Annotated in this window: 20 protein-coding genes; 18 read left to right on the top strand and 2 right to left on the bottom strand. The window is 28.9% G+C overall.

Features of this window, described 5'->3' with window-relative positions; translation table 11 throughout:
• Positions 1–3 precede the first annotated feature (3 nt).
• The 5 genes from Q6H37_RS26970 (at position 4) to Q6H37_RS26950 (ending at position 5,426) form a co-directional block, all read left to right on the top strand.
• Positions 4–1,119: a hypothetical protein gene (locus Q6H37_RS26970; protein ID WP_318737949.1), complete on the top strand. Its 1,116-nt coding sequence runs from the start codon at positions 4–6 to the stop codon at positions 1,117–1,119.
• Between the two features lie 93 nt (positions 1,120–1,212).
• Entirely contained in the window at positions 1,213–1,974 is a 762-nt protein-coding gene (locus tag Q6H37_RS26965) for a prepilin peptidase (protein ID WP_318737948.1), read from the top strand.
• Between the two features lie 303 nt (positions 1,975–2,277).
• Positions 2,278–3,324, top strand: a complete 1,047-nt coding sequence (locus tag Q6H37_RS26960; protein WP_318737947.1) for a PocR ligand-binding domain-containing protein — start codon at positions 2,278–2,280, stop codon at positions 3,322–3,324.
• A gap of 216 nt (positions 3,325–3,540) precedes the next feature.
• Positions 3,541–4,890: a glucose-6-phosphate isomerase gene (locus Q6H37_RS26955; protein ID WP_318737946.1), complete on the top strand. Its 1,350-nt coding sequence runs from the start codon at positions 3,541–3,543 to the stop codon at positions 4,888–4,890.
• Between the two features lie 83 nt (positions 4,891–4,973).
• On the top strand, positions 4,974–5,426 hold the full coding sequence (locus Q6H37_RS26950) for a YaiI/YqxD family protein (protein ID WP_318737945.1): 453 nt from the start codon (positions 4,974–4,976) through the stop codon (positions 5,424–5,426).
• A gap of 31 nt (positions 5,427–5,457) precedes the next feature.
• On the opposite strand, the gene Q6H37_RS26945 is transcribed toward Q6H37_RS26950, so the two are convergent.
• The gene (locus Q6H37_RS26945) at positions 5,458–5,628 is read right to left on the bottom strand and encodes a hypothetical protein (RefSeq protein ID WP_007062265.1); all 171 of its coding nucleotides are present in this window, start codon (positions 5,626–5,628) and stop codon (positions 5,458–5,460) included.
• 150 nt (positions 5,629–5,778) lie between these two features.
• Between Q6H37_RS26945 and Q6H37_RS26940 the strand changes: the two genes are divergently transcribed.
• The 9 genes from Q6H37_RS26940 (at position 5,779) to Q6H37_RS26900 (ending at position 17,141) form a co-directional block, all read left to right on the top strand.
• Entirely contained in the window at positions 5,779–7,782 is a 2,004-nt protein-coding gene (locus Q6H37_RS26940; protein ID WP_318737944.1) for a triple tyrosine motif-containing protein, read from the top strand.
• A gap of 88 nt (positions 7,783–7,870) precedes the next feature.
• A complete protein-coding gene (locus Q6H37_RS26935; protein ID WP_318737943.1) occupies positions 7,871–8,530 on the top strand; it encodes a lytic transglycosylase domain-containing protein in 660 nt (219 codons plus the stop codon).
• Between the two features lie 92 nt (positions 8,531–8,622).
• A complete protein-coding gene (locus Q6H37_RS26930) occupies positions 8,623–9,339 on the top strand; it encodes a pseudouridine synthase (RefSeq protein ID WP_318737942.1) in 717 nt (238 codons plus the stop codon).
• Positions 9,340–9,716: 377 nt separating this feature from the next.
• Positions 9,717–10,028 carry a YerC/YecD family TrpR-related protein gene (locus Q6H37_RS26925; protein ID WP_318737941.1) on the top strand — a complete coding sequence of 104 codons (312 nt, stop codon included), beginning with the start codon at positions 9,717–9,719 and terminating at the stop codon, positions 10,026–10,028.
• A 128-nt stretch (positions 10,029–10,156) separates the two neighbouring features.
• Positions 10,157–12,421, top strand: a complete 2,265-nt coding sequence (gene pcrA, locus Q6H37_RS26920; RefSeq protein WP_318737940.1) for a DNA helicase PcrA — start codon at positions 10,157–10,159, stop codon at positions 12,419–12,421.
• A gap of 17 nt (positions 12,422–12,438) precedes the next feature.
• Complete coding sequence (ligA, locus tag Q6H37_RS26915; RefSeq protein ID WP_412523891.1) at positions 12,439–14,448, top strand: NAD-dependent DNA ligase LigA; 2,010 nt, start codon at positions 12,439–12,441, stop codon at positions 14,446–14,448.
• 105 nt (positions 14,449–14,553) lie between these two features.
• Positions 14,554–14,823 (top strand): hypothetical protein, encoded by a 270-nt coding sequence (locus Q6H37_RS26910; RefSeq protein WP_318737939.1) that lies wholly within the window; start codon positions 14,554–14,556, stop codon positions 14,821–14,823.
• Between the two features lie 191 nt (positions 14,824–15,014).
• Positions 15,015–15,440 (top strand): hypothetical protein, encoded by a 426-nt coding sequence (locus tag Q6H37_RS26905; RefSeq protein WP_318737938.1) that lies wholly within the window; start codon positions 15,015–15,017, stop codon positions 15,438–15,440.
• Between the two features lie 99 nt (positions 15,441–15,539).
• Positions 15,540–17,141 (top strand): peptide ABC transporter substrate-binding protein, encoded by a 1,602-nt coding sequence (locus Q6H37_RS26900; protein ID WP_318737937.1) that lies wholly within the window; start codon positions 15,540–15,542, stop codon positions 17,139–17,141.
• Positions 17,142–17,242: 101 nt separating this feature from the next.
• On the opposite strand, the gene Q6H37_RS26895 is transcribed toward Q6H37_RS26900, so the two are convergent.
• Complete coding sequence (locus Q6H37_RS26895) at positions 17,243–18,640, bottom strand: hypothetical protein (RefSeq protein WP_318737936.1); 1,398 nt, start codon at positions 18,638–18,640, stop codon at positions 17,243–17,245.
• Between the two features lie 86 nt (positions 18,641–18,726).
• Here Q6H37_RS26895 and Q6H37_RS26890 point away from each other — a divergent pair, with 86 nt between their 5' ends.
• The 4 genes from Q6H37_RS26890 to Q6H37_RS26875 are packed head-to-tail and all read left to right on the top strand — an operon-like array spanning position 18,727 to position 21,588.
• Positions 18,727–19,716 carry an AIR synthase family protein gene (locus tag Q6H37_RS26890; RefSeq protein ID WP_318737935.1) on the top strand — a complete coding sequence of 330 codons (990 nt, stop codon included), beginning with the start codon at positions 18,727–18,729 and terminating at the stop codon, positions 19,714–19,716.
• Positions 19,717–19,762: 46 nt separating this feature from the next.
• Positions 19,763–20,512 carry a ribonuclease PH gene (gene rph, locus Q6H37_RS26885; RefSeq protein ID WP_007064103.1) on the top strand — a complete coding sequence of 250 codons (750 nt, stop codon included), beginning with the start codon at positions 19,763–19,765 and terminating at the stop codon, positions 20,510–20,512.
• A complete protein-coding gene (locus Q6H37_RS26880) occupies positions 20,509–21,114 on the top strand; it encodes an XTP/dITP diphosphatase (protein WP_318737934.1) in 606 nt (201 codons plus the stop codon). The genes rph and Q6H37_RS26880 overlap by 4 nt, the downstream gene beginning before the upstream one ends.
• A 3-nt stretch (positions 21,115–21,117) precedes the next feature.
• A complete protein-coding gene (locus Q6H37_RS26875; protein WP_318737933.1) occupies positions 21,118–21,588 on the top strand; it encodes a metallophosphoesterase in 471 nt (156 codons plus the stop codon).
• The last annotated feature ends 80 nt before the right edge of the window (positions 21,589–21,668 follow it).

Genomic DNA, 21,668 nt, shown 5'->3' with positions numbered 1-21,668 from the left:
GAGGTGATATATCAAGAATTAAAGCGCCGACTTTTTACAAGGTATGTACTTTTCTCAATAATAGGAATGTTTCTTTTGACCGCTGGATTAAGTGCAGCACTGATAGGAGGAGAAAAAAATCTACATGAAGTGATGAAAGAGGAGGCTATATATTCCGGTGAAATGACTGAAGATAAATTATGGCTGGGACTAAAAAATGTGAGAGATCAAAAATCAGAGGAAATAAAATATCAACCACTTGTAACTTTTATACAGGGTTTAGTGGAGGTTTATCCTGGAATGCTGTACTGTGAAAAAAGAATTCAAGATTACCCTGATGCTTATGCCAAGAATTTTTATGGATACTGGAGAAAAAAATCAATTGCACTTATAGAAAAAATCCCTCAAAAGGATCAGGAAAAGGCACTTAAAGAATTGAACAAGGTAAAAACACCATTTGTTAAGTATCCTGGATGTTATTTTTGGAATTTAGGAATTGATAATCTTAAGTTTCCTTATCTAATAATTATCTTTATGGTCACATTTTTTGCAGCATACACTTATTCTGAAAGTATGGAAGATGGTAGTATGGAAATTATTTATGCAACAAAACTAGGGAAAAAAATGATGGCTCTTCGTCTTTTGCCAATTATGATATATGGTCTATTGTTAACATTAATAGCAACACTTAGTACAGTGCTAATTCTAGGTTCGGTTACAGGATTTCAGACTTTGAAGAGTAGTTTGAAAGTAATAGCACTATTTTCTATAGGAAATTTTACATTAGGAGATGCAGTAATTTTGATGTTTATAAGCGAATTTTTAGGAGTAATGGCTTTAACAACTATTATGGGATGGATATCCTACAAAACAGCAAATACAAATTTGGCTATAGCAGTAGGAACTGCAATAAATATTTTCTACATAATTATGGCTTTATTTATTAATGTACCATGGAGATTTTCGCAATTTATCTTAAATGCACTTCCAATGGCATCCTCACAGGTGATACGAGAGGTTTCTGGATTTCGTTTTGATATGTGGATTTGGAGACCATATGCAGTTATGATGAGTATGTTTGTAGTGTTTATTGTATTTGGTATGCTGCTTAATTACACAATTTCAAAAGAAAAAATGTAATTAAATGATTTTATAAAATAATGATTACAAACTGATTATATAGACCAGAATTATAAGGAAACTTTTAATTTATTCCATAGAAAAGGAGAAAATATGGTTACATTAGATTGGATTTTTGTAATGATTATTGGTCTTATAATAGGAAGTTTTCTTAATGTATGTATAGATAGAATACCTAGAGGAGAATCAATAGCATATCCTCCATCTCATTGTACTGACTGCGGAAGTAAAATAAAGTGGTATGATTTAATTCCTATTTTCAGCTATATATTATTAAAGGGGCGGTGCAGATATTGTGATGAAAGGATATACATTAGATACCCTATTATAGAATTTGTAACAGGAATTTTATTTTTGTTAACTTACTTGGAATATGGTCCTAGTATTCAATTTGTAAAGTATGTAGTTCTTATAGCCATTTTAATTGTGGTTGGAATGATTGATCTAAATACTACAGATGTGTATTTCAGCACTAGTGTTATAGGAATAGTACTTGGAATTATATTTATATTGGTGGGTGCTTACTGTCATGATGATTTTAAACAATATATTTTTGGTGCATTATTTGGTGGAGGATTATTAGCTGCTATAGCACTTTTTACTAAAGGCATGGGATTAGGTGATGCTGAAATATGTTTTTATTCAGGACTATTTCTTGGGATTAAGCTAACAGTTATAAGCATTTATTTTTCGTTCATATTTGGTTCGATTATAAGTTTACTATTAATTATCTTAAAGAAAAAGGAAAGGAAGGATTACATTGCATTTGGTCCGTTTATTGCATTAGGTACAATTTTTACTATGTTTATGGGAAACAAAATACTAATGTGGTATTTTCAAAATGTGCTATATTAAAAAACATGTTACAGGAAAATATTTACAAATAGTTTTTAAAAAATAAACATTTAGTACACAATTGAGTTATAAAATAATTAATGTCCTAAGTTAAATAACTTAGAGAAATAAAAGCTAGCTTTTTTAATAGGCATTAGTTATATACTAATGCCTAATTCCATTTAAAAAAATTATTAAAATAGTTGAATTTTTAAGCACTAAAACTGCATTGATTTAGGCCATTTATATGATATAATAATAAAAAAATGTAAATTAAGTTAATATTATATTCAAAGCAAAAAATATTAAATTGGGGGAGTTATTATGATAAAAATTACTAATGGTACAGATGTAGATTTTGATGCTCTAGAGATAAAAGATGTTATTGATATTGATTTACTTCAAAAATTTCAAGATAATTTTGCAGAAAGCATGGATATTGCCAGTGTAACTGTAGATATGAATGGAAAACCAGTAACTAGGCCAAGCTCCTATACAGATTTTTGTATGAAATTTACACATTCTACTAAAGTAGGCGATGATAGGTGTGCTGAATCTCATAGGAGAGGTGGAGAAGAAGCTGCAAGGACAGGAAGACCATATATTTATACTTGTCATGCAGGATTAATTGATTTTGCTGCACCTATATTAATAGATGGTAGGCAAATAGGAACAATTTTAGGTGGACAAATATTAAATTCTTCTCCAGATGAATCTAAGTTTAGAAAGACTGCAAATGAAATAGGAGTTAGCGAAAATGGATATGTTGAAGCAGTAAATAAAGTAAAGATTACTACTGAAAAAAGTGTAAGAGCAGCTGCAGAAGTATTATACATAATTGCTAATGCACTTTCTAAAATAGGCTATGAAGAATTAAAAATTAAAGACATGTCTCAAGTGCTTTCAGATAATTTTAATCAAATTTCAGCAACCATGGAAGAGTTATCAGCATCCTCAGTTAATGTTACTAATAATCAGCATACCTTAAGTGAAGAAATAGTTAATGTAAAAAATATATCTATGGAAATTAATACAATACTTGATTCAATAAAAAGTATTGCAGACCAAACAAAAATGCTTGGCCTAAATGCCGCTATAGAAGCAGCTAGAGCTGGTGAAGTTGGAAGAGGTTTTGGTGTTGTTGCAACAGAAATAAGAAGCTTATCTCAAAATTCTAAAGAAACAGCTTTAAAAATATCAGAGCTTACAAACAAGATAGAGAATTCTGTAGATAAAACTATAGAATCATCTGGTGCTACATTAGAAACTACAGAACAACAATCTGCTGCAATTCAAGAAGTTACTGCAAATTTACAGCAGGTTACAGAGCTTATAGATAAATTAAATAGATTAGCAAATTCTCATAAATAAAATCAAATGATTGGTATGTAAGAAATGATCATACCAATCATTTTATTTTGTTTAGAAACCTTTTTTATAACAAATAATATAAATGAAAATAAAAATTATAAGTAAATGTTTACATTTTCATTTTTATGAAAAATATGTATTTATTATCTTGATTTATATAAATAAATAGAATAGAATTTCAATAGAACTAATTAATAAGGATTTGGAGGAAAGAAAATGTCAAAAAATTTAACATTAGATTTAAGTAAAACTATGCCTTATTTACAAGAACATGAAATACAAAGTTTACAACCTTTTGTAAACTCAGCACATAAAATGCTTCATGAAGGAACTGGTGCTGGTAGTGATTTTTTAGGATGGGTAGATCTTCCTATAAATTATGATAAAGAAGAATTTGCAAGAATAAAAAAAGCAGCTGAAAAAATTAGAAAGGATTCTGATGCTCTTATAGTTATAGGAATTGGTGGATCATATTTAGGTGCTAGAGCTGCAATAGAAATGCTTTCACATACTTTTAGTGCTAGTATATCAAAGGATAAGAGAAAAAGTCCTGCTATATTTTATGTAGGAAATAATATAAGTTCAACTTATATGGCTGATTTATTGGAAGCTATAGAAGGTATGGATATATCTGTTAATGTTATATCAAAATCAGGAACAACTACTGAACCAGCTATAGCTTTTAGAATATTTAAAGATTTATTGGAGAAGAAATATGGAAAGGAAGGAGCTAGAGAGAGAATATTTGCTACTACTGATAAAGCAAAGGGAGCATTAAAAACCTTAGCTGATGCAGAGGGATATGAAACATTTGTAATTCCTGATAATGTAGGTGGCAGATTTTCTGTTTTAACTCCAGTAGGATTACTTCCAATAGCTGCAGCAGGAATAAATATAGATGAAATGATGCAGGGTGCTGCTGATGCAAGAGAACAATATAGTTCATCAGATCTAAATAAAAATACTGCATATAAGTATGCAGCTGCTAGAAATGCTCTATATGCAAAGGGTAAAACTACAGAGATGTTGGTAAATTTTGAGCCTTGTTTACATTACTTTGGAGAATGGTGGAAACAATTATTTGGAGAAAGCGAAGGCAAAGACAATAAAGGAATATTCCCAGCAGCAGCAGATTTTTCAACAGATTTGCATTCTATGGGACAATACATTCAAGAAGGTTTGAGAGTTTTAACAGAAACATTTATAAACGTTGAAAAGCCAAGAAAAAATGTAATTATAGAAGAGAATAAGGATAATTTAGATGGATTAAACTTTCTAGCAAAGAAATCCATGGACTTTGTAAATCAACAAGCATTTAGAGGAACTATTTTAGCTCATAGTGACGGAAATGTTCCAGCTATGGTTGTAAATGTTCCAGAATTAACACCATATTATTTTGGAAATATGGTATATTTCTTTGAAAAAGCTTGTGGTATTAGTGGATATTTATTAGGAGTAAATCCATTTAATCAACCTGGTGTTGAAGCATATAAGAAAAATATGTTTGCCCTTCTTGGAAAACCAGGATATGAGGACATGAAGGCTGAATTAGAGCAAAGACTTTAATTTACATAGTAAAAATATTGCGAAGCTTTGCTTCGCAATATGCTTAGATTGTAAGTTTATGGTTGATTAAAAAGGAGCATTATATGAGAATAATAGTAGATGCAGATGCATGTCCAGGAAGACATATTATTGAGAAAGCAGCCAAAGAAAATAGCATAGATGTGATTATGTATTGTGATATATCCCATATGATAACTAGTGAATATAGCACTGTAAAATATGTGGATAAGGGATTTCAAAGTGTGGATGTAGCATTAACAAATGCTGCTAAAAAGTATGATATTATAGTTACACAGGATTATGGTGTGGCAGCTATGGCTCTTGGAAAGAAAGCTTATGCAATAAGTCCTAAAGGTTATATTTATGACGATAGCAATATAGATAAGCTTTTATTTGAAAGGCATATATCAGCTAAAGTAAGACGGAGTGGTGGAAAAACTTCAAGTCCTAAAAAAAGGACAAAAATAGATGATGAAAGGCTTTATAAAAATTTAATTAGGTTAATAAAGGGTAATTTAGAAGAAGGAACTTGGTAAACATGGTATTTATTAAGTTCCTTCTTGAATTTTAATCAAAAGGTTTAACATCATTCATATCCACATTATTTTGGGGCCCTTCAGGAAAAATAAGACCATTGGTAGTTCTTTCAATAATAGGATAGCCTTCTTCAGACACACCAGTATCTATGGTGTCTTTTTTATAAGCGTAATTTGGATCATATTTACTAATTTTATCCATAGTATCACTCTCCTTTAAAATATATTTACCCAAATATCATTAAATATAACTAAATTATTAAGATATAAAATCAATAAAAGACTATTACAAAATATGGAATTATAGTATAATATAAATTAAATATGTTATCTATCAAGGGTAGGTGAGAAGATGAATGAGTTAGAAATAAAATATAATTTGGAAAGTCCACAAGAAAAAAACTCGAAAATTCTCATTAGTATAAACAATGTATTAGAAGAAAAATTAATGTTTAAATACATGGTAGGCTTAAATGGAATTTGGAGTACTTTAAAAGATTTTGGTGAGGCGACTAGTGTTGAATGGGTACCAGAAGAAGATGGCAAATACATAATAATGGTACAAGCTCGTAGAGAAGATAGTCAAAAAAGCTTTGATTATGTATCAAGAGAAAATTATATAATAGGAAAAGTTGAAGAAAAATTAATAAATAGTATAGGTTTAGATAAATATAAATTTAATTTGGGTGAGAAAGTTAATTTATTTGTAAATACAAATAAACTTCCACTCATGTTTAGGTATTGGCTCAAAATAGATGATAAGTGGGAAATTATAAAGGATTATTCACCAGATAATACACTTTCATGGACAGTAAAGTCTGAAGGAAAAGGCGAAATGTTAGTGGAATGTAAAAATATTGATTCTCAAAACAGTTATGATGACTTTCAAACTGTAGAATTTGATGTAATGGATTTGAAGAGAGTAGAGATACAGGATTTTAATGCTGTTAATTTAGATTTGATTGAAGGTAATGAACTTACGTTTAAGGTAGAAACATCTCACGAAGAAGGAAGAAATATTCTTTATAAATTTATTAAAATAAATGGTAATGGTGAAACGGAATGCATTCAAGATTATTCAACAAAAAGAATTGTAAGTTATGTAGAGAATAGAAGTGGAGAATATAGACTTTTATGCTTAGTGAAGGACATGTATTCAAGTAAAAGTTTTGATGATAGGGCTATAATAAATTTTTTGGTAAAGAAGTACAAGGATATTTGCATAAAAAGCTTTACTACAGATTTGAATTCTCCGCAGTTATGTGAAACAGTTATAAATTTAAAGGCAGATGTTATTGGAGGAAAAGAGTTATTATATAAGTATATTATAGAAGGAAATTGTAATGAGGATTCAGGATATATAAGAACTAATAGTTATGATTGGAAAACTAAGAAACCAGGAAATTACAAAATATACTTGTGGGTTAAGGATAAGAGTTCAGAAGAAAAGTACGAAGCTTGTGAATGTATTGAATTTACAGTAGATGAAAAAAGTAAAGAACCGGTAAAAATTAATGATGTTATTATGGATAAAAAACATAAGGTGTTGATAGATGAGCCTATAAAGGTAAAAATCAATGCATCTGGAGGAACAGATTTAGAATATGGCTTTATAATAAGAAGAGAAAATAGAGTTTTAGAAACAATTAATTATGATAAAAATAATACTATAACTTTTATACCTAAGGAAGAAGGAAGTTATCAATTTGAAGCTAGGGTAAAAGACAAATATTCTGATAGGAAATTTGATTGTCATTACGTGTTTAATTTAGAGGTGTTTAAATTTATACCTGGAGAAATAGAGTATGTTTTGTTCCCTTTAAAAGATTACTATGTAGTTGGAGATAAGGTTATGCTAAATGTAATAACTCAAAATACTAGTAGTATTTTAGTTAATTATGTTTTAAGAATAAATGATCATAAAGTTGAAGAAACAGGATATACAGAAGATAAGAGATATTCATTTGTGCCAAAATGTAGTGGTTTATATACTGTAGAAATGTATGCTAAAAATAAAGAAAGTGATAGGATATTTGATTGTAAAAAGTGTATTTCAGCAAAAATTCATGAAGCACTTCCAGTAACTAATACAAAAATAAGTTGTGATAGAACAAAGTTTTTATGCAATGATTCAGCAACTTTCACTGTCAAAAGTGAAGGTGGAAAAGATGTTCTATATGAATTTTTCATAATGGAAAAAGGAGATTGGACTTTAGTTCAAAATTATAGTAAAAAGAAGTATTATACGTTTATACCATTTAGTAAAGGCAAGTATAAAATACTAGTTTTAGCTAAAAGCCAATATTATAAGGGATCTTATGAAGACTATGATATAATAGATTTCTTTGCAGAGTAGTGTATTTTTAGTAGTATTAGATTTCTAAAGTTTTACTAAAGTATTACGATAAAATTAATTAAGGTATATATTAAGGGTTGGTGAGAAAATGAATGTTGATAACAATAAAAAGGTAGAACAACTTTTACAAGCTCAACTTATGACTCAAATTTTTAAAAGTGCTTTTGGGAATTCAGATTCCTTTGGACTTATTTTAGAAAGTTTAACTAAAGCATTTAGTGATAGTGATGGAAATATGGATTTTAGTAAGTTGGCCTTGGGAGAAACTGATTTAAGTAAGCTTGGCTATGGAGCAGGTGAAAGACTTAATTCTATATACAAAGATTTAAAAAGTGATATAAAAAGCAGTAATTTAACTATAGATGAAGCTGTAAGAAAAGCCTCACAAAAATATGGTGTTGATAGTAATTTAATAATGGCAGTAATAAAACAGGAATCAGATTTTAATCCTAATTCTGTTTCAGAAGCTGGAGCAGAAGGTCTTATGCAGTTAATGCCTGGTACAGCTAGTGAACTTGGAGTTTCGAATCCTTATAACATAGAACAAAATGTAGAGGGTGGTACGAAATATTTAAAGTCTTTACTTAATATGTATGCTAATAATAAACAATTAGCGTTAGCAGCTTATAATGCAGGTCCGGGTACCTTACAAAACAGAGGAGTATCAGATGTTTCAGGAATATCTAGACTTCCTTATGAGACAAGAGATTATGTAAATAAAGTTATGAAATATTATTCAGGAAAATAAACTTAAAAACAGTCTTATATATAGGCTGTTTTTATTTTGGGTATAACAGGATATAATACTCATATAAACCACTCAAATATAGGAGGATTTTTATGGAAAGATTGGATAAGATTCTATCAAATTTAGGATATGGAACAAGAAAAGAAATTAAAGCCTTAGTAAAACAAGGTTTAGTAGAGATTGATAATGAAGTTGTAAAAGACAGTGGAATGAAAATAGATCCCGATGATAAGGAAATAAGAGTTTCAGGTGAAATGGTAAATTATAGAGAAAATATATATTTAATAATGAATAAACCAGATGGTGTAGTTTCTGCTACTTTTGATAATTATGATGAAACAGTAGTAGACCTACTTGATCCGGAACATCAAGCATTTAAACCATTTCCTGTAGGAAGATTAGATAAGGACACAGTAGGGCTTTTATTGCTTACAAATGATGGAGAACTAAATCATAGGTTAATATCTCCAAAATGGCATGTAGATAAGATTTATTATGCTGAAATAGATAAACCTGTAGACCAAGATGATATAGAAAAATTTAAAATGGGTATAACTTTAGATGATGGATATAAATGTCTTCCAGGGAAACTTAAAATTTTAGAGTCTGATGAAAATGGGTCGAAAGTTGAAGTCACCATACAGGAAGGAAAGTTTCACCAGGTTAAAAGAATGTTTAATGCTTTGGATAAGAATGTAGTTTATTTAAAAAGAATAAAGTTTGGACCAATGGAGTTAGACTTGGATTTAGAAGAAGGAGAATATAGAGAATTGTCTGAGGATGAGATAAAAAGCTTAAAAAGCATTTAAGTGAAATAAAACTTGCACATATTATCATTAAGTGCAATGCTATGAACCAAAAAAATCAATTTTTACCAATGAAATTTTCAAAAATAACTTGAAATTTATAAAGAATTTTAATATAATATAGGATGCAAGGATAAATAATAAGGATAAATAGCCCCCTTTTTATTTATGAGCAGGCAGCCCATGCCCCAATGGGCTGCTTTTATTTTCAGTGTTTTTTGTATTATGTTATATAAAATTCATGTTTACCTACCAAAATAAATAAAAAAATTTATTTTTGTAAAATTACTTTAATTTTATAGATTAATACGTTAAATCGTGATAAAATTATATGAAACATATAACGATTAAAATGTAGATAAATAAGGAGTGTGGAACTCATGGAAGAATATAAATCCAAATTAGCAAGTGAGGAAATGGATTTTTTATGCGAGGCTGTATTAAGTTTAAAAACAAAAGAAGAATGTTATAGGTTTTTTGATGATATATGTACTATAAATGAAATAAAGGCTTTAGAGCAAAGACTTCAAGTAGCTAAGATGCTAAGAAATAAAAGAACATATTTGGATATTGCAGCAACTACAGGGGCAAGCACTGCCACCATAAGTAGAGTGAATAGATGCTTAAATTATGGAAGTGAAGGATATAAAGTAGTTTTAGATAGGTTAAGTGAAGATAGTAACAATAGATAGTTTGGGTTAAGTATTTTAAGAATAAATGTGTTGATTTAAATCAACACATTTTTTATGTTAGTGATGATTAAATCAGTGCTAAAAATGATATAATATTAAACATAGTAAAAAACCAGGGAGTGGATGGTATGGATTTAAAAATGCTTTTAAATAAAGAACAATATGAGGCGGCTGTACAGGTAAACGGACCGCTATTAATTTTGGCAGGAGCAGGTTCAGGAAAGACAAGGGTGTTAACTTATAGAATAGCTCATATGATAAATGATTTAAACATATATCCTTCAAAAATTTTGGCCATAACTTTTACAAATAAAGCTGCTGGTGAGATGAAGGATAGAGTAAGAAGTTTGGTAGGAAATGAAGCAGACAATATGTGGGTTTCCACTTTCCATTCAAGCTGCGTAAGAATATTAAGAAGAGAAATAGATAAATTAGGTTATAATAAGAACTTTGCTATATATGATACTTATGATCAAAAAATATTAATAAAGCAATGTATGGACGAGTTAAACATAAATGATAAGGACATAACAGATAGAGAAATAATAAATAAAATAGGAGAACAAAAAGACAATTTAATATCACCAGATAGATATAAAAAAGAAAATGAAGGTAATTATAGATTAAATAAAATTGCAGATGCATATGTGTTATACCAGAAGAAATTAAAGAGTAATAATGCTTTGGATTTTGATGATTTAATCTATAAAACTGTAGAATTATTCAAGAAAAATGAAGAAGTTTTAGATTTTTATCAAAGAAAATTCCAATATGTTATGGTAGATGAGTATCAAGATACGAATAAATCACAATATGAATTGGTAAAACTTCTAGCAACTAAACATAGAAATATATGTGTAGTTGGAGATGATGATCAGTGCATTTATGCTTGGAGAGGTGCAGATATAAAAAATATATTAGGGTTTGAAAAGGACTATCCTGAAGCAAAGGTTATAAAATTAGAGCAAAATTATAGATCCAAAGGAAATATATTAAAAGCTGCTAATGATGTTATAAAAAATAATGCAGAAAGAAAACGTAAAGTTCTTAGAACAGAAAATGAGGATGGAGAAAGAATAAAAATATATAGAGCTTATTCTGACATGGAAGAAGCAAATTATGTAGCTTCACAAATAAGAAAAATTACTAAGGATAATAACAAAAAATATAAAGATTTTGCTGTACTCTATAGGACAAATGCACAGTCCCGTACTTTTGAAGATGTCTTTATGAAATCCAATATACCATATAGGATAATTGGAGGACTAAAGTTTTATGATAGAAAAGAAATAAAGGATATATTAGCCTACTTAAAATTTGTAAATAATCCTCTTGATGATGTGAGCTTAAGAAGAATAATAAATGTACCTAAAAGAAGCATAGGTGATGCTACTGTAAAAAAGGTTCAAGAATTTGCAAATTCTATGGAAGAATGTATGTACAGTGTACTTCTTGATATAGAGCAGGTACCAAGTATACCTACAAGAGGAACTGCATCCATAAAAAAATTTGTAAGTCTTATAAATAGCTTTATAAGAAGTAAAGATGAAATAGCTGTTTCAAGTCTTATAAAAGAAATATTGGATACTACAGGTTACTTAGAAGAATTAAAGGACTCTCAGGATGTGGATGCATTAAGTAGAATTGAAAATTTGAAAGAATTGGTGTCAGCTGCAGTGGAATTTGAAAGTACCTCAGAAGATAAATCATTATCAGCATTTTTAGAAAAAGTTACTTTAGTTTCTGATATAGATAATTTTAATGAAGATGCAGATACTGTAGTTATGATGACTGTACATAGTGCTAAAGGTTTGGAGTTTCCAGTAGTATTTATGGTTGGTATGGAAAATGGTATATTTCCAGGAAGTCAATCATTAAATGATTTTAGTGAAATGGAGGAATCAAGAAGACTTTGTTATGTTGGTATAACTAGGGCAAAAGAGCAATTATATATGACATCAGCAGAGCAAAGAAGAGTTTTTGGAAGAACTGTATCTTATTCTGAGTCCGACTTTATAGGAGAAATATCTAAGGATTTAAGAGAAAATGACAATATGGCAGCGAGAAATCCTATTAAATCAAAAAGCTTTAGTACATACAGCAATAGAAGTACTACTATAACTAATAGTGTAACTAGTCATATAAATAGAAGTGTAAATAATACTATGTCGTCTTCCTTTGGTGAATCTAGTTTAAATAAAAATAAAGAGAATGCTAACTCATTAAAAATTGAAGATATTAAGGCAGGATTAAAAGTTAAGCACGATAAGTTTGGAATAGGAACTATTGTAGGTGTTTCAAAAAGCGGAGAATACACAAAGCTTACCATAGTTTTTGATAAGGCTGGAATTAAAAATTTAATGTATGGAGTAGCATCACTAGAATTTGTATAAGGGGGCAGTTATAAAATATGAGTACAATTGATACTAAAAAGAAACAAATTGAAAAATTAGTTGAGGAGTTAAATAAATATGCACAGGAATATTATCTTTTAGATAATCCAAGTGTTTCAGATAAAGAGTATGATTTAAAATACGATGAATTGTTAAAACTTGAAAAAGAAACAGGAATAATATTGCCCTATTCACCTACACAAAGGGTTGGAGACAATATATTAAAAGAGTTTCAGAAATATACTCATAAAGGTAAGTTGTGGAGCTTAGACAAGTCACAAACTGTTCAAGGGATTATAGATTGGCATATAAGAAATAAGAAGGCTGTAGATGATTATAATTCTACTCATGAGGAAAAATTGCCACAACTTGAATATGTTATTACTAAGAAGTTTGATGGGCTTACTATAAACTGTACTTATGATGATAATGGAATTCTTATAAAAGCAGCTACAAGAGGAACAGGTGAAGTGGGTGAAGACATAACTGCACAAGCGAGAACTATAATGTCACTACCTTTAAAAATAAATAATAGTAATGTTATAGAAGTTCATGGTGAGGCTATAATGACTCGAGAAGCTTTTGAAGAATATAATAAGGCCGCAGCTGTACCTCTTAAAAATTTGAGAAATGGAGCAGCAGGTGCTTTAAGAAATTTAAATATAAAGGAAACAGCTAGAAGAAAACTTTCAGCTTTCTTTTATGATGTTGGTTATAATGAAGGTGCTCCTTTTAAGACATATTTTGAGATGATGAATTTTATAAAGGATATGGGATTTCCTTTAGATAATTATATTAAAATTTGCAGCAGTATAGAAGAAATAGAGAATGAACTAAAGTATGTAGAGGAAATAAGATCTGAATTAAATTATGATATAGATGGAGTAGTAATTGCTATTAACGATATGAAAACAAGGGAGATTCTTGGATATACCATAAAATTTCCTAAGTGGGCAATTGCATATAAATTTGAAGCAGAGGAAGCTACCACAAAGCTTCTGGATGTAGAATGGAATGTAGGAAGAAGTGGAAGAGTTACACCTACAGCAATATTAGAACCAGTAGAGTTAGCTGGGGTTACAGTAAAGAGAGCTACGCTTAATAATATGGATGACATAAAAAGAAAAGAAGTTAGAATTGGATGTAGTGTTTTTGTAAGAAGATCTAATGATGTAATCCCAGAGATAATGGGAGTGGTTCAGGATACATTAGAAGGAAGTATAGAAATACAAGCACCAGAAAAGTGTCCTTACTGTGGTAGTGAGCTAGTACAAGATGGTGTTCATTATTTTTGCGATAATACTTTATCATGTAAACCACAAATGGTAAAAAGTATAGTGCATTTTGGAAGCAGGGAAGCAATGAACATAGAAGGTTTTAGTGAAAAAACCGCTGAGCAGCTTTTTGAAAAACTTGAAATAAAATCTATACCTGATTTATATAGAATAAAAAAAGAGGATTTAATGCAGCTGGATAAGTTTGCTGAAAAAAAGGCTCAAAATCTTGTAAATGCTATAGAAAAGAGTAAAAATTGTAGTTTGGCATCTTTCATATATGCATTAGGAATACCTAATATAGGGAAGAAAACTGCTACAGATTTGGTTAAGAATTTTAAATCCTTAGATAATATAATACAAAGTAGTGAGGAAGAACTTGTATCAATTCAGGATGTAGGAGAAATTGTTGCGAAAAGTATAATAGAATTTTTTAATGAAGACAAAATAATAAATAGTATAAATGAACTTTTAGAATTAGGAGTAAAACCAATCTTTGAGGAAGAGGAAGTATCAAAAAGTTTATTTAGTGATAAAACTGTAGTTGTAACTGGAAGTTTGGAAAATTACACTAGAACTACTATAAAAGAAAAATTGCAATCAGTTGGAGCAAAAGTATCAGGAAGTGTAAGTAAAAAGACAGATTATGTTTTAGCGGGAAAAGAGGCTGGTTCCAAATATGATAAGGCCTTAGAACTTGGTGTGAAAGTTATAAATGAAGAAGAGTTTGAGAAAATGTTAAGTGAATTGTAAAATAATGGTGAACGTTTTCCTTGGCTATTTACAAAATACTGAAAAAGGTTTATGATAAAAATGGTTTAGCTTGTACATAATTGTACTATATGTGGAGGAGAGAAAATGAAAAAAACTATAAATCTACTAGGGTGGATAGGGGTTTGTTTAACTATTCTTACATTAGTATTAACACTCCTTACTACATATCAATTTACATATGTAAAGTATTTTAACAGTTATTACACTATGCAATGGTGCATATTTTTCACTATGCTCATTTGGGCTGCAAAAATGTTTGATTTTAAAGCTAATCGAAATGATATTGTATGTCCTATAACTTGTGTACTAATTGCAATTGGAACTATCTTTTTTATATTTATGAAAGTTTACTAAAATTAATTTAAATTCAATAATTCATTAGGCAATCTTTTTATAAGGTTGCCTTTTTTATATTTCTTATCTTTTAAAAATTCTTTATTCACAATATTATAATATGAAAGTTAAATGCTAAATGTGACTTGTGTCAAAAATGTTTATACAATCATATAATGAATTAATACTTAGTTATTTTCGGAGGGGGAAGTGTGAATAACTTATTTCACAAACCATGTTTCACTGGACAAAAAACAGAATTTTATAAGATGAAATTGAAAAAGGTAAGTATTAATGAAATATCAGATAATATTACTAAAAGTTGTTGGAATTATAATATACAATATGAAATGATTTTAAAAGATTCACATACATTACTTATAGATCTTATTGGAAAAGAAAAAGAGATTTTGCTAAAGTACCACAAAAAAGATATTATAACGAAAAATGATTATGAAGGATTTATAAATTATTTGGAAAACTATGAAATAGAAAGAGGTATTTATATTACTACAGGCTTTTTTGAAAAACACATATATGATAATTTACATAAGAAAGTTAAAAAGATAGATGTAAAAAGATTTATAAAAAAGCAACCTAATATTGATAAATTAAGTTTTTTACAATACCTACCATAAAAATTAAAAAAATAAACAAAACTTATTATATGAGTTTTGTTTATTTTTTTGTATAACTGCTAATAATTTAGATATATTGTTATGTAAGGGAGATGCTATATGAAGAAAATTATTTGCTGTTTGCTAATTATAAGTTTTATGTTTTTTAATGGGTGTGTTGAAAAGGATGTACAAACCAGTAAAAGCGAACAGATAAGAAATTATATAGTATATAATATTGGAAAAATACCAAAAGATTTATTCATGCTTGATGATTCTAATATAAGACAACAGGATTTACTAAACAATTTATTTGAAGGACTTGTAAGAGTTGATGATACTGGAAAGATAATTCCAGCAATAGCACAAAGTTGGACTTTAAGTAAGGATGAAACTTGTTATACCTTTAAAATAAAGGATAATGCAAAATGGAGTGATGGTACTTATATTACAGCAGAAGATTTTGTGGATTTTTTTAAAGAAATTTTGAGCAAGGATGTTGAAAATATATATGCAGAACAGCTTTATTGTATATTTGGAGCTGAAAATTATAGAAGTGGAAAAACTGATTTCAGTAACGTAGCAATTAGAGCACTGGATAAAAAAAGTTTAGAAATAAGATTGAATTATCCATGTTGCTATTTTTTAAATTTATTGGCACAACCTATATATGGAATAAGGAAAATAGATGCTAACTTAAAAGATTGGAGTAAAAGTTATAAAAACATATTGTATTCTGGATATTTTACAATAAGTGATTTTAAAAATAATAATGAAATGATGTTGATAAAGAACAAGAATTATTGGAATAAAGATAGTGTTAAAAGCGATAAGATATGTATAACCTTTAATGATGGCAGTGAAGCGTCATTAGCAGCTTTTCAAAATTCTAAAATTAATTTATTTACAAATCCGCCAATAAGTGAAGTTAAAAATCTTATGAATAAGGGTAGTATTATAGAACAACAGTCACTTTCTGCAGGAGCTTTAGTTTTCAACTTAAAAAGGGATACTATAGTGAAAGATGTGAATTTTAGAAAAGCAGTATCTGAATGTATAGATAGAAATGCTATATCAAAAAATATACTGAATGATTCAGCAAAATCAGGATTATCATTTATACCGCAAGGAGTAAGTAATGGTATTAATGGAGTTTACATAAACAAGGAATTTTTCTCAGCCAGTATACAAAAGGATAAGGCTGTAAATTTCATTAAAAATAGTAAATATAATAAAGATTCAGATCCATTGAAAATAATTTATTTGGATACAGTAGAAAACAAAAAAGTATGTGAAAATATAGCTAAAAATCTAAGAGATAACTTGCAAATAAAGGTGGAATGTGAAGGCTATAGTACAGAAGAATTAAAAGATGAGATAAAAAAAGGCGATTATGATATGGCAAAAATACAATATGAGGCTGCATATAATTATCCACTATCATTCTTAGAACAATGGCAATCATCTTCTAAAAATAATGTTTATGGATACAGCAATATAGTATTTGATAATATGGTGGTAAAGGCGAGGATAGAAAGTGATGGAAGTAAAAAAATAGCTGAATTAAGGACAGCTGAAGACATATTAATGGAAGAGTTGCCTGTTATACCGATGTATTTTAATAAGATATTAATTTGTAAAAAATATAATATAAAAGGTGTTTCTATAAATCAAAGGGGTAATCTGGATTTTCATAATTTAGAGATAGTAACTGAAGCATAAAAAATTAATATTTTTCATAAATAAAAACCATGTAAATAAGAAAGTTTTCTTTCTTATTTACATGGCCTTTGTTTTTTTGAATAGTCTCCAAATTATATATCTTAGGATTTTAGGAGATATATAATAAGAAAGAATATAACCATGTTTTTGTAACTATCAAAAGAAGTTTTAGATGGCTCAAAGGTTTCTTTCTTTCTACTGTAAACAACATGCTTTACAAATACTGAAGTAATTTCACAGCTTTCTGGAGTAGGTAATGAAGATGTTCTAAAGTACTGTTCATCTATTAAATCTTCAGATTTTAGAGTATAGTTTTTATATCTTTCTATATCATTTAAATCAGGAATATCTGGCCAGCTTAATATAATACCTGAATCAATAAGCTGGCGTTTAAATACATCTAATATAACCAAATTATTGTCGCTTTGTTCTTTGCTTATGTTTTCGTGAATTAGGCATACAAGCAAATATAATGATATTTCAATACAAGAAAATGTTATATCTTTCTTTTCAGTATGTTTTATAAAAATGCCTTTTTCAGGATCATAAAGATTTAAAAGCTTGTTATGAACCTTTTCAGCATCTTCCTTGAACTTTATAATTCCTGTGTTTTTATAGAAAAGGAAGAAGTTTATATATTTTAGACAGTCATATTCTAGTTTATCATCGTAAGATATAAGAGGAGTATTAGTATTATTAAACCTGTCATATATCAATTCGCATAAATCTAGTAAAAGTAATTTGCATTGTTTATTTTTTGAATAACCATAAAAAATATTTAAGCTTAAAGTTAATTTTAATATTTCATCAAGAGAAAGCGCATATATATCTTCTTTAAATTCAATAAACATATTAAGAATATCCAATGCAAAATTTTCATAGGAAACTTTTTCGTCATCATCACTTAGAGAAGCATATCTATAATATGCATCCATAAATAAAGCTTGTGATGAAAACTTAAATTTTTTGTTTTTTTCTTCAAAACTTACTTCTTCATTATAAGAATCCTTACTTTCTTTTTTGTCGACAAAAACGCCATCTGAATTTCTAAAATGGGTGGCATAAAAATCAAGTTGATTTTTACAAATGCACATATAAAGCTTAGCTAAGTTAAATTTTTTGTTATTAATACCTTCAAATTGTTTATAATAATTACATAATTCAAGAAGAGAAAGAGTCATAAATGCATTACTATCAACATTTATTTCTCTTTTAAAGCTTTCAGCATTCCAGCATAGGTTATCATCAATATTCGTAATTTTAGGATTCCCCTTCTTATATAGACATAGAAGTGGAGAAACATTACCAAATGTGTTAATATCAGAACTAGATAAACTTTTTATTTTAAGTTCTTTAATGGGGGTATATACTCCACACTTAGAATGTAGTACAATTTGATTTAAAGATTCTTTTGCTAAGAAAAAGAGTTGATGTTCTATGTTTTCTTTTTTTAATTTATTAATTCTTAAAAATGGGCCAATATATTTCAAAACATACACCTACCATAAATTAATCCTTATATAAATAATATGAAGTAGAGTGTGAAATAGTGCTTATTTATTTTTATAGAAAGGAAGAAATTTTGATGAAAGTGGGAAAACTAAATTGGGATGATTTAAAAAACATAATAGATGATTCTAGGGGAGCAATTAGAAATGATGTTAGAATTAGAAGTGGAATAGGAGAGGATTGCAGCGTAATAGATTTTGGGGAATATGAGTGTGTAGTATCAACAGATCCTATTACTGGAGCAGAAAAAAATTCCGGAAAATTAGCAGTAAATATAAATTGCAATGATATAGCATCTGCTGGAGTAGAACCACTAGGAATATTAGTGACAATATTGGCACCAGAGGGTTCTTCTTTAGAAGATATAAAAAGTGTTATGAAGGAAATAGGAGAAGAAACTAAAAAATTAAATGTTGAAATTTTAGGAGGACACACAGAAATAACTAGAGCTGTAAATAAAATGGTGATATCCTGCACTGTCATAGGAAAGGGCCTAAAGGATAAGTCCATTGCTACTTCTGGAGCTAAAGAAAATGATGATATAATAGTAACTAAATTATTATGCCTTGAAGGAACAGGTATAGTTGTAAATGATTATGAGGAAAAAATTAAAGGCATTTTGACACATGAAGAAATAGCAGAGGCTAAAACATATCTAAACAGCTTAAGTGTAGTAAGAGAGGGCGTCATAGCGGGAAAATTTGGAGTTAATTCAATGCATGATATAACTGAAGGTGGAGTTTTAGGTGCATTATGGGAGGTCGCTAAAGCTAGCAATTTAGGATTTAAGGTATATAAAGAAAAAATGCCTATAAGTCATATAACTGAAAAGATATGCAAAAAATATTCAATAGATCCTCTAAGACTTATATCTTCTGGAAGTATGCTTATAACAACTAAAAATGGAGATAAACTGATAGAGGTATTAAAACAACAAGGTATAGAAGCATCTATAATAGGCAAAATTGTTAAACAGAAGGGCGTTTTGATAGAAGGAAATATTGAGAAGGAAGTGCTTCCTCCAGAAAGAGATGAATTGTTTGTATTAGAAGAAAGAATAATGTAGTTTGATTGTTGTGTAATTTATATTAAGTGTCATTGGAGGGATAAATTTGAGAATAGATGGTAGAAAAAATGATCAAATTAGACATACAAAAATTACAAGAAACTATACTAAATATGCAGAAGGATCTGTATTGATAGAAGCAGGAGATACAAAAGTAATTTGTACGGCTTCAATAGAGGATAAAGTACCTCCATTTTTGAAAGGCAAAGGTGAAGGATGGATTACTTGCGAATATAATATGATACCTAGATCAACTAAAGTTAGAAAAGTCAGGGATATCAATAGAGGAAAAATTGATGGAAGAACTATGGAAATTCAGAGGATAATTGGAAGAGCACTTAGGTCTGTAGTAGATCTAAAATCAATAGGGGAAAAAACAATATGGATAGATTGTGATGTTATACAGGCAGATGGAGGAACAAGGACAGCTTCAATTTCAGGAGCTTTTATAGCTTTAGTAGATGCAGTAAATAAGCTGCACAAACAAACTCCTTTTAATGTATATCCAGTGAGAGATTTTGTAGGTGCTATAAGTGTAGGAATTGTAGGAAATGTGAAGATGTTAGATTTATGTTATGAAGAAGATTCCAAAGCTAATGTTGATATGAATGTGGTAATGACAGATTCAGGAGAATTTATAGAAATACAAGGCACAGGAGAGGAAAAACCATTTTCCAAACAGGATTTAAGTGAACTTCTTTCGTTAGCTGAACAAGGAATAAATCATGTAATTCAAATAGAAAAAGAAAGTTTAAAGATGGATTCATTATGGATTGGAACAGGTGAGAGAAAATGAAAAAGTTAATAGTTGCAAGCAACAATAAAAATAAAATAATAGAGATTAAAGAAATACTTTCGAAATATTCTATAGAAGTTTTGTCTCTTAAAGAAGCAAATATAAATATTGATGTTGAAGAAGATGGAACTACTTTTATGGAAAATTCCTATAAAAAGGCTAATGAGATACATAAAATTTTAAAAAATGAAATGGTATTAGCAGATGATTCAGGACTTGTGGTTGATTGTTTAGATGGAGCACCAGGGGTATATTCAGCAAGATTTGCAGGTGAGCATGGAAATAATAAGAAAAATAATGAAAAGCTTTTAGGGTTATTGAAAGAAAAAGATAATAAAGATAAAAAAGCAAAGTTTGTATGTGCTATGGTGCTAATATCGGACACAGGTAAAGTTATAAAGGTTCAGGAAGAAATAGATGGAATAATAATAGACGAAGAAAGGGGATCAAATGGATTTGGATATGATCCAGTATTTTATATACCAGAATATAAAATGACTTTTGCAGAAATGAATTCTGATTTAAAAAACTCCATAAGTCATAGGGCCAATGCTCTCAAAGAATTGGAGCGTGAAATTATAAATCTTATGGGGGATGAGTAAAAGTTGAAGATAGGTGTAATAAGTGATACTCATAGGTATATATGGGTTATTGAAAATGCCATGAAAAAGATAGGCGATGTAGATGTATTAGTACACTTAGGAGACAATGTACAAGATGTTAAGGAAATAAAAAAGTATTATAAGGGTAAGATTATAAATGTTAAAGGAAATTGTGATTTTGCAGTGGATATACCTAGTGAAAAAATAGAAGTTATCGCAGATAAAAGAGTGTTTATAACTCATGGTCACAGATACGATGTAAAATATGATTTGTCCAGAATAAGGTATAAAGCTTTAGAAATTGAAGCTGATATAGTTCTTTTTGGACATACACATGTATCGCAAATTGCTTATGAGGATGGTATATGGTTTGTAAACCCAGGAAGTCCTGCAGTACCAAGAGATGAGTTTTATAGTGTAGCTATAATAGAGATAAAAGATGGTAAGATTAATCCAGGTATAAAGGGAGTTTAAATAAAAAAACTAAAAAAATTTTAAAATATGTATTGACGAATTCAAATATATCGTGTAGAATAATCTATGTTGTCGGGAGT

This window comes from Clostridium sp. JS66 (genome assembly GCF_033561535.1).
Taxonomy (GTDB): Bacteria; Bacillota; Clostridia; order Clostridiales; family Clostridiaceae; genus Clostridium_AM; species Clostridium_AM carboxidivorans.
The sequence above is the reverse complement of the archived record's forward strand: the minus strand, read 5'-3'. Positions and strand labels throughout refer to the sequence as shown.

What these genes read in the sequence shown, in the direction of transcription:
- Q6H37_RS26935 (WP_318737943.1), top strand. Translation starts at nt 7,871, where the DNA reads ATGAATGTTGATAACAATAAAAAGGTAGAACAACTTTTACAAGCTCAA.
- Q6H37_RS26900 (WP_318737937.1), top strand. Translation starts at nt 15,540, where the DNA reads ATGAAGAAAATTATTTGCTGTTTGCTAATTATAAGTTTTATGTTTTTT.
- Q6H37_RS26965 (WP_318737948.1), top strand. Translation starts at nt 1,213, where the DNA reads ATGGTTACATTAGATTGGATTTTTGTAATGATTATTGGTCTTATAATA.
- Q6H37_RS26930 (WP_318737942.1), top strand. Translation starts at nt 8,623, where the DNA reads ATGGAAAGATTGGATAAGATTCTATCAAATTTAGGATATGGAACAAGA.
- Q6H37_RS26945 (WP_007062265.1), bottom strand. Translation starts at nt 5,628, where the DNA reads ATGGATAAAATTAGTAAATATGATCCAAATTACGCTTATAAAAAAGAC.
- Q6H37_RS26955 (WP_318737946.1), top strand. Translation starts at nt 3,541, where the DNA reads ATGTCAAAAAATTTAACATTAGATTTAAGTAAAACTATGCCTTATTTA.
- Q6H37_RS26880 (WP_318737934.1), top strand. Translation starts at nt 20,509, where the DNA reads ATGAAAAAGTTAATAGTTGCAAGCAACAATAAAAATAAAATAATAGAG.
- Q6H37_RS26960 (WP_318737947.1), top strand. Translation starts at nt 2,278, where the DNA reads ATGATAAAAATTACTAATGGTACAGATGTAGATTTTGATGCTCTAGAG.
- Q6H37_RS26925 (WP_318737941.1), top strand. Translation starts at nt 9,717, where the DNA reads ATGGAAGAATATAAATCCAAATTAGCAAGTGAGGAAATGGATTTTTTA.
- Q6H37_RS26910 (WP_318737939.1), top strand. Translation starts at nt 14,554, where the DNA reads ATGAAAAAAACTATAAATCTACTAGGGTGGATAGGGGTTTGTTTAACT.
- pcrA (WP_318737940.1), top strand. Translation starts at nt 10,157, where the DNA reads ATGGATTTAAAAATGCTTTTAAATAAAGAACAATATGAGGCGGCTGTA.
- ligA (WP_412523891.1), top strand. Translation starts at nt 12,439, where the DNA reads ATGAGTACAATTGATACTAAAAAGAAACAAATTGAAAAATTAGTTGAG.
- Q6H37_RS26940 (WP_318737944.1), top strand. Translation starts at nt 5,779, where the DNA reads ATGAATGAGTTAGAAATAAAATATAATTTGGAAAGTCCACAAGAAAAA.
- Q6H37_RS26950 (WP_318737945.1), top strand. Translation starts at nt 4,974, where the DNA reads ATGAGAATAATAGTAGATGCAGATGCATGTCCAGGAAGACATATTATT.
- Q6H37_RS26890 (WP_318737935.1), top strand. Translation starts at nt 18,727, where the DNA reads ATGAAAGTGGGAAAACTAAATTGGGATGATTTAAAAAACATAATAGAT.